The organism is Caballeronia sp. A2-2 (genome assembly GCF_057612605.2).
Map to the genome: position 1 here is coordinate 1,174,814 of NZ_CM172587.1, position 13,129 is coordinate 1,187,942.

The window sequence follows — 13,129 nt, forward strand, 5'->3', positions numbered from 1 at the left end:
TCCTAAATTTGCGCCGCCTTTTCCAGATCGGCCAGCATGCGCTCGACGCGGTCCGCGAGCTTCTCCGTGCTCACTTTCTCCCGCAGCCGCGCGATGATCAAAGGGAACGCGAACGGCGTCGGCTTTTTCGGATGCGTGAGCGCGAGGCGGCTTTCGCTCATGCGTTCCAGCGCCGCGCGAATCCGCCCGAGTTCGAGTTCCTGCAACATCACTTCCTGATCGGCCTGAGCGAGCAGCAAATTGCCGCTGTCGTGCTTGCGGAACACTTCATAAAACAGCCCGCTCGATGCCTGCAATTGCCGCGCGCTTTTCTGCTGACCGGGATGCCCCTGATAAATCAGCCCCGACACGCGCGCGATTTCCCGAAAGCGCCGCACCGAAAGTTCGGACGCGTTGAGGCTCGCGAGAATGTCGTGTTCCAGATTCTCCGGCGAAAACAGCCCTTCCGCGATGAGCGTCTCCCAATCGAAGGGACGCGCGGACAGCAATTCGAAGCCGTAATCGTTCATCGAAATGGAGAAGGTGCTGGGTTGATCGCGCGCCACGCGCCAGCCGATCAGCGAGCCCAGCCCGATATGCGCCATGCGTCCCGCGAACGGATAGCAGAAGAAATGATGCCCTTCGCGCGAACGCACCGATTCCACAACGAGCACGCCCGGACCCGGCAACGCAGACCACTTCGCCTGCAAATCCAGCAGCGGACGGACGGCGCGCATTTCCGGCTCGTCGTAGATGCCGTCGTTGGCGCGCGCGAGCATCACCAGCGCGGCGTCCGACAGTTCGGAGGAGAGCGGCATCTTGCTGCCGGCCCATTGCGGCATCGCGCCGCGTGAGGAGGTCGCGCGTTTCACGTAGGCGGTCATGTCGCGCACGCGCACGAGTTCGAGCGCGCGTCCGCCGAAGGTGAAGACATCGCCGGGTTTCAGGCGCGAGATGAACGATTCCTCCATCGCGCCGATGCGTCCGCCCGTCATATACGCCACGCTGATGGTCGCATTGGCGACGATGGTGCCGACATTGTTCCGATGCCGCCGCACCAGATCTTCGCGCGGCACGCGATATATGCCGTCATCGCCACGCACCACGCGGTGATAGTCCGGATACGCCGACAGCGACGTGCCGCCGCGCTCGACGAAAGTCAGCGCCCAGTCGAACTCGGCCTGCGTGAGATCGCGGTATGCGTAGGCGGTGCGCACTTCGTCCAGCATGTCTTCAGGCGCGAATCCGCCGCCGATGGCCACCGTCACGAGATGCTGCACCAACACGTCGAGCGGTTTGAGCGGCATGTCGCGCCCTTCGATGCGACGCTCGCCGATGGCCCAGCGCGCCGCCGCCGCTTCGACCAGTTCCAGCGCGTGCGTCGGCACGATGGTCACGCGCGACACGCGTCCCGGCGCGTGGCCCGAGCGTCCGGCGCGCTGCATCAAGCGTGCGACGCCCTTGGGCGAACCGATCTGAAACACGCGATCCACCGGCAGAAAATCGACGCCCAGATCGAGACTCGACGTGCAGACCACCGCCTTCAGTTGCCCGTTCTTCAACCCGAGTTCAACCCAGTCACGCACTTCCTTATCCAGAGATCCATGATGCAGCGCGATCAGCCCCGCCCATTCCGGCTTCAGTTCCAGCAGCGCGCGATACCAGATTTCCGCCTGCGAACGCGTGTTGGTAAAGACGAGCGAGCTTTGCGCGTGTTCGACTTCATCGGCAACGGGACCGACCTGGCGCACGCCGAGATGCCCGCCCCACGGAAAGCGTTCGATGGTGTCAGGAATCAGCGTATCGACGACGAGCGTCTTGGGCTGCGCGCCCTGAACGACCACGCGCGGCGTTTTCACGGGATGCAGCAGCGCATCGTGCGCGAGCGCGAGGTTGCCGAGCGTCGCGGACAAGCCCCAAATCTGCAATTCGGGCCGCCAGCGCGCCAGCCGCGCGATCGCCAATTGCGTCTGCGTGCCGCGCTTGTTGCCGAGCAACTCGTGCCATTCGTCCACGACGACGAGCCGCACGTGCTTCAGTTCTTCGTCGGCGTTGGCGCGCGTGAGCATCAGCGTGAGGCTTTCGGGCGTGGTGACGAGCGCCGAGGGCATGCGCCGGCTCTGCCGCGAGCGTTCCGTCGATGACGTGTCGCCCGTGCGCAAGCCTACTGTCCACGGAACGGAGAGCGCGGTCAAGGCGGTTTGCAACGCGCGTGCGGTGTCGGCGGCGAGCGCGCGCATCGGCGTGATCCAGAGCACGGTGAGCGGCGCGGGCAAGCTCTTGGAAGACGGCTTGCCGTTTGCGTAGGCGGCGAGCGCGCCGAGCCAGATTGCCCATGTCTTGCCCGCGCCCGTTGTGGCATGCAGCAGGCCGCTCGCGCCGCGTTCGACTTCGCGCCACACTTCGCGCTGAAACGGAAACGGCTGCCAGCCGCGTTCGTCGAACCATCGTTCGATGCGGTCTTGCATGGGCTTCGCGGCTTCGGTTTCATCGAAGGCGAAGGGCGCGGGTTTGAAGGCATCGGCGCTGGCGGCATCGAGCTTCGCTTGCGCGGCGCGGGTACGCGGCACGCGACGCGGGCGCGGCGAACGGCGTTTCTCTACGATCGGTTCGTCCTCGCTCATGCCATTGCCTCGTCGAGAAAGCCCTTGAGCATGCCGAGCGTGTCGGCATCTTCGATGGCCTTATCCGTGCGCCAGCGCAACATACGCGGAAAGCGCACCGCGATGCCCGATTTATGACGCGGACTCGCCTGAATGCCCTCGAAGCCGATCTCGAACACGAGCGACGGCGCGACGCTGCGCACCGGCCCGAACTTCTCGATGGTCGTCTTGCGCACGATGGCGTCCACCTTGCGCATTTCTTCGTCGGTGAGGCCGGAATACGCCTTGGCGAAGGGCACGAGCGTGCGCACGCCGTCCGCTTCGTCCCACACGGCGAAGGTGAAGTCGGTGTAGAGGCTGGCGCGTCGGCCGTGGCCGCGTTGGGCGTAGAGCAGCACGGCATCGATGGAATACGGATCGATCTTCCATTTCCACCAGGTGCCGGACGCTTTCGTGCGGCCGACGCCGTACATCGATTCGCGTTCCTTGACCATGAAGCCTTCGACGCCGCGCGCGCGGCTTTCGTCGCGCAAGGTCGCGAGCGTGGTCCAGTCGGATGCCATCACGACCGGCGACACACGCAGCACATCCACCGCAAGCGAGGACGCCAGCGCATCCAGCCGTTCGCGGCGCGCATGCAGAGGCTCGGTGCGCAAGTCGCGGCCATCCGCTTCGAGCAGATCGTAGGCGAGCAGCGCGGCGGGCGAATCGGCGAGCACTTTCTTCGTCAGCGATTTCCGTGTGATGCGCGGTTGCAGCCGCGCGAACGGTAGCGGCGCGCTCGCGCCCGGTTCCCACGCGAGAATTTCGCCGTCGATCACGGTGCCATCCGGCAAGGCTGCGCCGAGCGCCGCGAGTTCGGGAAAGCGTTCGGTGACGAGATCTTCACCGCGCGACCAGATCCACACGCGGCCCGCACGCTTGACGAGTTGCGCGCGAATGCCATCCCACTTCCATTCGACGATCCAGTTCGAAACAGGCCCGAGCGTTTCCGGATCGATCTGCAACGGATGCGCGAGAAAGAACGGATAGGGCAGGCCGAGATCGCTTTCATGCGGCGTGTCGATGTTCTCGCCTTCGGCTTGCGGCGCAATCAGCCGCAGATACCGCGCCGCGCCCGGATTTTCCCGCGAGTCGGTCCATCCCACCATCCGCTGCGCGATGCGTTTATGATCCACGCCCGCCACCTCCGCCAGCGCGCGCACCACGAGCTGCCGCGCGACGCCCACGCGAAAGCCGCCGCCGATCAGTTTGGTGAGCAGAAAGCGCTCGCCCCAGTTGAGTTCGTCCCAGTAGCCGAGCAGCCGTTCGCGCAACTCGACGGGGCTCGCGCCGCGCAATGTCAGCACGCGTTCCTCGATCCATTGCGCCAGCCCGAGTTCCGATTCGCGCGATGCAGGCGGCAACACATGCGCGATGGTTTCGGCAAGATCGCCGACCGCCTGATACGACTCCTCGAAAAGCCATTCGGGCAAGCCGGCCCGCTCACGTGCGAATTCGATCATGAGGCGCGTCGGCACCGACTGGCGCGGCTTGCCGCCCGCCAGAAAATACGAGGCCCACGCGGCGTCTTCGGCCTCGGCGCTGCGGAAGTACGCGATCAGCGCTTCGAGCTTTTCATTCGTCGATGTCGTGGCGTCGAGCGCGGTGTAGAGCGCGGCGAAGCGTCTCATGATGACGTGCCCTGGGTTTCAGCGGCATCGGCTTCGATGGCGTCATCGCCGTATTCGGTGGTGAATGCGCCCGCTTCGAGACCTTGCTCGGTGAGCCAGCGGACCATCGGTTCGATCTGACCATGCGTGACGATCACGCGTTCGGCCTGCGTCGCGCCGATCGCCAGTTGCAGCCCCGGCCAGTCGGCGTGATCCGACAGCACGAAGCCACGGTCCACGCCCTTGCGGCGGCGCGTGCCGCGCAGACGCATCCAGCCCGAGGCGAAGGCGTCGCTGTAATCGCCGAAGCGACGCATCCATGTGCTGCCTTGCGCGGACGGCGGCGCGACGATCAGCGCGCCCTTGAACGCGGCCTTGTCCTTCGCGGCGATCTCGCTGACGGGCCGCGTCGGCGGCAGCGAAACACCGGCCTGCACGTACGCGCGATTCAGCGGTTCCACCGCGCCATGACAGAAGATCGGACCGATGCCCGCATCGATGCCCGCCAGCACACGCTGCGCCTTGCCGAACGAATAGCAGAACAGCACCGACGCGCGGCCCTGACTCGCGTTATGCCGCCACCAGGAATCGATTCCATCGAACACGACTTGCGACGGGTCCCAGCGATAAATCGGCAGACCGAAGGTGGATTCCGTGATGAACGTATCGCAGCGCACGGGTTCGAAGGGCGCGCAGGTCGAATCGGGTTCGACCTTGTAATCGCCGGACGCCACCCACACGCGTCCACCATGCTCGACCCGCACTTGCGCGGACCCGAGCACATGCCCGGCAGGATGCAGCGACACCCGCACCCCGTTCACCTCGATGACTTCGCCATACGCCAGCCCTTGCACATCGATCCCCGGCAAGCGCGAGAGCAACACGCCGCGTCCCGGTTCCGCGCACAGATAGCGTGCATGGCCGAAGCGCGCGTGATCCGCGTGCGCATGCGTGATGACCGCGCGTTCGACGGGACGCCACGGATCGATATAAAAGTGGCCCGGCGGACAGTAAAGCCCTTCGGGACGCGCGACGATGAGGTCGGAGGAGTTGTCCACGTATCGTTGATGTCGCCACCCGGGAGGCACCTGAAGAAGCACGGTCGGATGAGCGTTGTCGGAGTGTTCGTTTCAGACAACAAAAGCACGCGACGTGCCCGTCACGGCTCTTTCATGAATGGCGGCTAGGGTGTAAAAGTTTAATTGGCCCGAGCGTCCGCTCAAGACCGATGTCTTGCGGGACACGCGCGCACGGGGCGCGCGCGCCGCAGTCTTTTTTTGCGAAGCCGAACATGGATACGATGGTTGCGCCGACCGCCGCCGAAGCGGTCTGGATCGTCCGGCTGCAGAGCCATCCACAATACGATTTCGTGCGGCTCAAGCGGGTCTTTCACGGGGTGGGTTCGCGACATCAGGTCGTGCTGGTCGATGTACGCAAGCTGCTCGTCTGCGCGGACCGTGACGATACCGATTACGTGCTCAAAGCCGTCAATGACTGGCATGCGGGCAAGGTACGCGGCATCCGCGAGTTTCTCGACCCGGATAATCCGCGCGTGCCGGAAATGCCTTATGTGACCATCAGCGTGCGGCGTCCGCCGGGGCTGTTGGGTTTATTGCGCGTGCATCGGGAAGGCGTGGTGGCGTTTCGCAACGGGCAGCATCGGGCGCGCTACATGGCGAATGCGGGCGCGTTGTGCATGCCGGTGGAAGTGCATGAGCGCGAGGCGGAATTGCTTCGCGAAATGTGCGCCGCGCCGGATGCCAACGTCGCGCCCGAATACGGCGAAACGTAAAACGCACGATGATTAGTTCTGCGGCGCGTCCACGAGATTGCGGGGCGCGCCGTCGGCCCATGCCTTCATGTTGCCGAGCGTGGTCGTGGCGATCTCGACCATGGCCTCGCGCGTGAAGAACGCCTGATGCGCCGTGATGATGACATTCGGAAACGTCAGCAGTCGCGCGAGCACATCGTCCTGAAGCAAATGGTCCGAGTGATCCTCGAAGAACAGGCCGCCTTCTTCTTCGTACACATCCAGCCCGAGATTGCCGAGCTGACCGCTCTTGAGCGCGCCAGCCAATGCGTTGCTGTCCACCAGACCGCCGCGCCCGGTGTTGATGAGCATGGCGCCGCGCTTCATGCGGGCGAGGGCGTTTTCATCGATCAAATGATAGGTGGATGGCAACAGCGGGCAATGCAATGAAACGATGTCCGAGTTCGCGAGCAGTTCGTCCACGCTGACATAACGCGCGCCGTGCGCGAGCAGATCGTCGGCGGGTTTGCCGGGATCGTGGCACAGCAAGTTCATGCCGAAGCCCGCCATGATGTTCCCGAACACGCGCCCGATGATGCCCGTGCCGATCACGCCCACGGTCTTGCCATGCAGGTCGAAGCCGAGCAGCCCGTTGAGCGAGAAATCGCCTTCGCGCGTGCGCGCCACCGCGCGATGCAACCGGCGATTGAGCGTGAGAATCATGCCAACGGCATGCTCCGCGACCGCATAAGGCGAATAAGCGGGCACACGCGTGACCGTCATGCCGAGGCGCTTCGCCGCATGCAAATCCACGTGATTGAAACCCGCCGAACGAAGCGCAATACAGCGTGTGCCGCCCGCATGGAGTTTTTCCAGCACGGCGGCATCCACGGAATCATTGACGAAAGGGCAAACGGCCGGAAAGCCCTGCGCGAGAATGGCCGTTTGCGCGTCCAGATGCGCTTCCTGAAAATCCAGATGGATGCCGAATGCTTCGTTAGCCTGAGCGAAGGTATCGATATCGTACTGACGCGCGCTGAACAGAATCAGACGATGAGCTTGCGGTGCGGTCATGATGGCTGGCCGGTCCGGTCGAAGAATGCGTGACGCGTGCCGGCCATCCGTTCAGGCGCGCACGCGGGCTCAGTGATGCGTGGCCACTGCGGCTACCGAAGCCACTGCTTCGGGCTTGACCGCCGCGAAGCTCGGCTGCGTTTGCCGGAAGATCTCGTCGGGCCGGGCGACGCCCGCGTTCACTTCCTGCGTCAGCTTTTCAAGAGCATAGTCGATAAAGAAGCGCGTCTTGGCCGGCAGATATTGACGTCCCGGATAGACGATCGACACCTTCATCTCGGGATCGTCGATGGCGTATTCCGGCAGCAAGCGCAACAGCGTGCCGTTCTTCACATCCTCGGCGACGATCCCTTCCGGCAGCACGGAAAAACCCATGTCGCGCAGCGTGGCGAGCCTGACCATCAGCGCGCTGTTGACCGAATACACCGGCGTCACGGCCACTTGCTCGGACGAACCGTTCTTGTGCCTGAAATGCCAGGTGGAACTGCGGATTTCATTAGGCAATGCCACGGCGGGCATGGTCTGAAGATCCGAGGGCGATGCAGGCATGCCGTGCTCGGCGATAAACGCGGGCGTGGCGACCGGCACGAACGCGTTCTGCCCGATGGGCCGCTCGACCAGCGCCGTGCTCGTCACCATGAACGCCGTGACGATGCCCACGTCATAACCATCCTCGACGAGATCGACGTGCCGTTCCGCGAGCGTGAGCCGCACATTGACTTTTGGATATAACTGACGGAAGCCGTCTATCAAAGGCGTGAGTGTGAGCAATGAAAGGGCGCTGGACGCTACCACCCTCAAAGTGCCGCTTGGTTCGCCCTCGGTATGAGTAACAGCCGATTCGAGATGATCCAGTTCTTCCAGCAAGGCGCGGCAGCCTTCCAGATAGCGCGTGCCGGCTTCGGTCAGAGACAGATTGCGCGTGGTGCGGTTGATGAGGCGGGTTCTCAAATGTGCTTCGAGCATGGCAATTGCCCGGGTGACCAGCGCATTGGAGACGTCGAGTTGCTGAGCGGCGCGGCGAAAACTCTCCGTATCTGCTACACGCACGAAGACGCGCATGGCATGGATTTGGTTCATCTTGATGCCCTCTCGGTTTTGTGCCACTTGTGACGGACGCGATCCGTGATAAGGGGATGTGTCCACTTTTTGAAAAGCTTGTGTAGCGGATAATATTGACAGCGCATCCATATTGCAATATCAGAATCAAAATATTCTCAGCAGGCCGAAAAAGACTCACCTGCATTAAGTGTTTCGTTAAACGTTTTTTTAGTAAAAAAATGTAGTTAGAGGCGAAATTGGAGAATAAAAACTGCAATGAACAATTTTGATCGGCTAGGGCTTTCGCTCTCGCAATACGCGCGCAATCACCAATGGAAAATCGATTCGTCTTGCTGATTATGCTTAAAAACATTATTGCAACTCCAAAATGACATTGTTTTTTGGTGGTTTCGGTTCCGTAATGTTTCATTAATGCTCGTAAATCGAATGAAAATTTTAAAGATCTCACCCGAAGATTAATTCGTGCTGCATTTAGCTGGGTATAACGATTTTTCGCTCGAATATCGGAGACGAACGCGCAATGCTCTGGCATCTACTCGCGAAGCAACCGGAAATCGCGCTATTTGCAAGTCTGGCGATCGGCTTTTTCATCGGCTCGTTCAAACTCGGCCCGGTTCAACTCGGCGGCGTGTGCGGCACGTTGATCGTCGCGCTGGTTCTGGGACAAAGCGGCGCGCGCATTTCGCCCGACCTCAAGAACATCGCGTTTGCGCTTTTCATCTTCGCGCTCGGGTTCACGGGTGGTCCGCAGTTCTTCGCCAATATCGGGCGCGGCTGGCGTTATGGCGCGCTCTCGGTCGTGGAAGTCGTCAGCGTGGTCGCGCTGGTGCTGGCATCGACCTGGTTCATGAAGCTCGATCCGGGCACCGCCGCCGGATTGCTCGCGGGCGGGGCCACGGAGTCCGCCGTGATCGGTACGGCATCCGAAGCAATCGGAAGGCTGGGACTGTCCGCCGCCGAGACCGCGCGGATGCAGGCGAACATCGTCACGGCGTACAGCGTGAGCTATCTGTTCGGGCTCGTCACCATCGTGCTGTTTTGCAGCCAGTTCGCGCCGCTCATCCTGCGCGTGAATCTGCGCGATGAAGCCGAACGCGTCTGGCACAAACTCGGTGGCGATGGCGCGATGTCGGAAGGCCAGTCTCTTGCGATCTCACCGCTTGCCGGACGTGAGTTCAGGGTGACGGAGGCGGCGGGCAGGAGCATCGGTGAGCTGGAAGGGCGCTTCGGCAACGCGATTACCGTGCAGCGCGTGCTGCGCGACCGTTCCGTCATCAAGCCGCAGCCGACGGTCGTGCTCAAGGCGGGCGACAGGATCGTAGTGGGCGGACGGCGGGAAGCGCTGGTTCCGGCCATCGCCGAGATCGGGGAGGAAGTGTTCAACGGCGGCGTGTCGGATGTCTACGTCGAAACCGCCGATGTCATGCTGACGCGCCGCGAATTGCACGGCCTCACGCTCGCGCAGGCACGCGCCCGCGCGACGCCTGCGGAAGGACGCGGCATCTACGTCGCGGCCGTCACGCGACTGGACAGCACGGTGCCCGCGCTGCCCGGCACGACCCTGCAACGCGGCGATGTGCTGACGCTCGTCGGCAACAAGGAGGATGTCGCGCGCGGCGCGTCGCGCCTCGGTTATCTGATCCGCGCGACGCAGAAAACCGATTTCGTTTATCTCGGCCTGGGCGTGCTCGTAGGCATCGCGTTGGGGCGGCTGTCGGCGCGCGTGGGCGGCATCGATCTCACGCTCGGCACCGGCGGCGGATGTCTGCTCGCGGGCCTGCTGTTCGGCTGGGCGCGCTCGCGTTATCCGGTGATCGGCTCGCTGCCCTCGGCGGCGGCGCAGATCGTCAAGGACTTCGGGCTGTGCACGTTCATCGCGGCGGTGGGCTTGTCGGCGGGCGCGGATGCGTTGCGGCTGATTCGCGAGTACGGCGTGGCGCTGCCGGTGGCGGGCATCGTCATCACGCTGGGGCCTGCGCTGGCGTCGTTGTTCATCGGACGCGTGCTGCTCAAACTCGAAGTGCCGATGCTGCTCGGCGCGATCGCCGGCCAGCAGTGCAGCACGCCCGCCATCAGCGCGCTGTCCGGCGTGACGGGCAATGCGACGCCCGTCATCGGCTACACGATCACGTATGCGATATCGAACGTCTTGTTGCCCTTGCTCGGGCCGCTGGTGGTCGGGCTGGTCGGGCGCATGAACTGAAGCACGCAAAGATAAACACGGAGACGCAATGGACTGGCTCCACGCGGTCTTTTCAAACACGCCCGAAGCGGCGCTTTTTCTGTCGCTGGCGGCGGGCTATCTGATCGGGCAGATCAACTTCGGGCGGTTTCAGTTGGGCGGCGTCGGCGGGTCCTTGATCGCGGCGGTGATCGTGAGCCAGGTCGGCGTGCAGATCGACAACAACGTGAAAGCCGTGATGTTCGCCGTGTTCATCTACGCGGTCGGTTACGACTCCGGCCCGCAGTTCTTCAATTCGCTCACACGCAAGACGTTGCGCGAAATCACGCTGGCCGTGTTTCTCGCGGTGACGGCGCTCGTCACCGTGCTCGCGTGCGCGAAGATTTTCGGCTTGAATCGCGGACTTGCGGCGGGGCTGGCGGGCGGTGCGCTCACGCAATCGTCGATCATCGGCACGGCGGGAGACGCCATCGCGCGGCTTCCGTTGCCGGCCGATCAGATTGCGTCGTTGCAGGCGGATGTCGCCATTGCTTATGCGGTGACGTATGTGTTCGGCTCGCTCGGCGCGATTGTCGTGTGCGTGAACATCCTGCCGAAGTTCATGAAACAGGGCTTGAAGGAGGCGTCCATCGAAGCGGAGAAGTCGCTCGCGGGCGCAGCGGCGGGGCCGAGTCCGGGACAGCGCGCGGTGCTGCCGTCGCTCGTCGGGCGCGCGTATCGCGTGACGAGCGGCGAGGGCAGCACGGTGGCCGAGATCGAAAGCGGCGAAGGCGACATGATTACCGTCGAGCGCATTCGGCGCGGCGGGCACGCGCTCGAACCGGGTCAGGACGTCGCGCTGGAAACGGGCGATACCGTGCTCGTCGTCGGACGGCGCGAGGCGATGGCCCGCATGGCCACGCAGATCGGCGACGAAGTCACGGATGTGAACGGCCTGGGCATCGTCATGCAGCGGCGGCAGGGCGTGTTCACCAAGCGCGGCATGAATCACACGACCATCGCGGCGGTGCGCGCCACTGTGGATCGCGACATGCGGCATGGCGTGTATCTCGAAGCGATTTCGCGCGGCGGCCGCGCATTGCCCGTGTTGCCCGAGACGAGTCTCGAACATGGCGATGTCCTCACGTTCTACGGCTCGCCGCAAGATACGAAACGCGCCGTCGATGCAGCAGGTTACGAGCTGCCGTACACCAACAAGACCGATTTCATTTACATGGGCGTGGGCATCGTGATCGGGTTGTTGATGGGCTTGATCGTCGTGCATGTGGGCGGCATTCCGATCACGCTCGGCTCGGGCGGCGGATGTTTGCTCGCGGGCCTCGTGTTCGGCTGGATGCGCGGCAAGCATCCGATGTATGGCGTCATGCCGCCTGCCGCGTCGCAATGGTTGAAGGACTTCGGGCTGGCTGCGTTCGTTGCGGTGGTCGGGTTGAATTCGGGCTTGCAGGCGGTGGTGACCGTAAAGGAGCACGGCGTGACGCTCTTTCTGCTCGGCGTGTTCGTGACGCTGTTTCCCTTGCTCCTGACGATGCTCTTTGGCCGCTACGTCCTGCGGTATGACAACGCCGCATTGTTTGCCGGTGCGCTGTCCGGGTCGCGGAGTGCGAATCCTGCGTTCGGCGGTGTGCTCGATCGTGCGGAAAGCGCGGTTCCGACTGCCGCGTTTGCGGTGACCTATGCGCTCGCCAATGTCCTGTTGACGCTGCTCGGGCCGCTGGTTGTCGGGCTCGTATAGCGGGCATCGCGGTGTGTGCGGGCGTGCTCCTTGCGGCACAATCGTTCCGATCGACAAGGAGACTTTTCATGACGAACGCGATGCCTACGGTTGTGCTTCCTGACGGCGAAACGATCCCGAAGCTCGGTCAGGGCACGTGGGAGATGGGTGAGCGGCCCTCTTCGCGACGTGCGGAGATCGCGGCGCTTCGTGCAGGCGTGGAACTTGGGATGACGCTCATCGATACGGCGGAAATGTATGGGGATGGGGAGAGCGAGAAACTTATCGCCGAAGCGCTTGGGGATGTGCGGGATGAGTTGTTTATCGTCAGCAAGGTTTATCCGCATAACGGGAGCGAGCGCGGGGTGAAGGCGGCTTGTGAGCGAAGCCTTAAACGCTTGAATACCGATCGCATCGATTTATATCTTTTGCATTGGCGGGGTGGAGAGGATCTTGAAGGCGTGGTCGCCGGTTTCGAAGCCTTGCGGCGTGATGGGAAGATTCGCCACTGGGGCGTGAGTAATTTCGATGTTGCCGATCTTGAAGAACTGTTTTCGCTTGAGGGCGGGGATCGGTGTGCTACGGATCAGGTGCTCTATAACGTCGCGCGGCGGGGGCCTGAGTTTGATCTCTTGCCTTGGATGAGGGAAAGGCGCATGCCTGCGATGGCTTATAGCCCGGTGGATCATGGGCGGTTTCCCAAGGGCGGGGCTTTGCAAAGGATTGCATCTGCTCGTGGGGTGTCGGTTTTTCAGGTGGCGCTGGCTTGGGTGCTTATGCAGGATTCGGTTTTTGCTATTCCCAAAGCGGGGGATGTGGCGCATGTGCGCGAGAACCGCGATGCGGTTGGGGTTTTGCTTTCTGATTCTGAATTGGGGGAGATTGAAAGTGAATTTCGAGCGCCGGGTTCTAAGCGGCGGCTTGAGATGCTTTGAGTTTTTTTGTCGTGCAAGGGGCTGCTGTTATTTGGGTCTTTATTGCAGTAGCCGCCTCCCCGGCGGGGGGGTAACTTTCTTTGCTGCTGCAAAGAAAGTCACCAAAGAAAGCAGCTTTTTACACCATGCACGATGGCTGGAGAGGGTTGGTCTGGATTAACGGATGCAGTGGCCGCAA

The 13,129-nt window shown here is 62.7% G+C and carries 9 protein-coding genes; 4 read left to right on the forward strand and 5 right to left on the reverse strand.

Going from position 1 to position 13,129, the window contains the following annotated elements; translation table 11 throughout:
• Nucleotides 1-2: 2 nt before the first annotated feature.
• Genes ACZCWR_RS05560 through ACZCWR_RS05570 form a run of 3 tightly spaced genes read right to left on the reverse strand, consistent with a single transcriptional unit; the run spans nucleotide 3 to nucleotide 5,292 of the window.
• Nucleotides 3-2,603, reverse strand: coding sequence for a ligase-associated DNA damage response DEXH box helicase (locus ACZCWR_RS05560; protein ID WP_487302718.1), 2,601 nt, complete (start codon nucleotides 2,601-2,603; stop codon nucleotides 3-5).
• Nucleotides 2,600-4,255: an ATP-dependent DNA ligase gene (locus ACZCWR_RS05565; RefSeq protein WP_487302719.1), complete on the reverse strand. Its 1,656-nt coding sequence runs from the start codon at nucleotides 4,253-4,255 to the stop codon at nucleotides 2,600-2,602. Before ACZCWR_RS05565 ends, ACZCWR_RS05560 begins: the two co-directional genes overlap by 4 nt.
• Entirely contained in the window at nucleotides 4,252-5,292 is a 1,041-nt protein-coding gene (locus ACZCWR_RS05570; protein ID WP_487302720.1) for a ligase-associated DNA damage response exonuclease, read from the reverse strand. Before ACZCWR_RS05570 ends, ACZCWR_RS05565 begins: the two co-directional genes overlap by 4 nt.
• A gap of 233 nt (nucleotides 5,293-5,525) precedes the next feature.
• On the opposite strand from ACZCWR_RS05570, the gene ACZCWR_RS05575 reads away from it, so the two are divergent.
• Nucleotides 5,526-6,026 (forward strand): plasmid fertility inhibition factor family protein, encoded by a 501-nt coding sequence (locus ACZCWR_RS05575; RefSeq protein WP_487302721.1) that lies wholly within the window; start codon nucleotides 5,526-5,528, stop codon nucleotides 6,024-6,026.
• A 12-nt stretch (nucleotides 6,027-6,038) separates the two neighbouring features.
• Here the strand turns inward: ACZCWR_RS05575 and ACZCWR_RS05580 are convergent, their stop codons facing one another.
• Together ACZCWR_RS05580 and ACZCWR_RS05585 are read right to left on the reverse strand one after the other, a co-directional pair.
• A complete protein-coding gene (locus tag ACZCWR_RS05580; protein ID WP_487302722.1) occupies nucleotides 6,039-7,058 on the reverse strand; it encodes a 2-hydroxyacid dehydrogenase in 1,020 nt (339 codons plus the stop codon).
• Nucleotides 7,059-7,127: 69 nt separating this feature from the next.
• A complete protein-coding gene (locus ACZCWR_RS05585; protein ID WP_487302723.1) occupies nucleotides 7,128-8,138 on the reverse strand; it encodes a LysR family transcriptional regulator in 1,011 nt (336 codons plus the stop codon).
• A gap of 502 nt (nucleotides 8,139-8,640) precedes the next feature.
• Between ACZCWR_RS05585 and aspT (ACZCWR_RS05590) the strand changes: the two genes are divergently transcribed.
• The 3 genes from aspT (ACZCWR_RS05590) to ACZCWR_RS05600 all read left to right on the forward strand — a co-directional run bounded on the left by aspT (ACZCWR_RS05590) (nucleotide 8,641) and on the right by ACZCWR_RS05600 (nucleotide 12,951).
• Nucleotides 8,641-10,323, forward strand: a complete 1,683-nt coding sequence (gene aspT, locus ACZCWR_RS05590) for an aspartate-alanine antiporter (protein ID WP_487302724.1) — start codon at nucleotides 8,641-8,643, stop codon at nucleotides 10,321-10,323.
• Between the two features lie 28 nt (nucleotides 10,324-10,351).
• Nucleotides 10,352-12,037: an aspartate-alanine antiporter gene (gene aspT / locus ACZCWR_RS05595; protein ID WP_487302725.1), complete on the forward strand. Its 1,686-nt coding sequence runs from the start codon at nucleotides 10,352-10,354 to the stop codon at nucleotides 12,035-12,037.
• A gap of 68 nt (nucleotides 12,038-12,105) precedes the next feature.
• Entirely contained in the window at nucleotides 12,106-12,951 is an 846-nt protein-coding gene (locus ACZCWR_RS05600; RefSeq protein ID WP_487302726.1) for an aldo/keto reductase, read from the forward strand.
• Nucleotides 12,952-13,129: the final 178 nt, after the last annotated feature.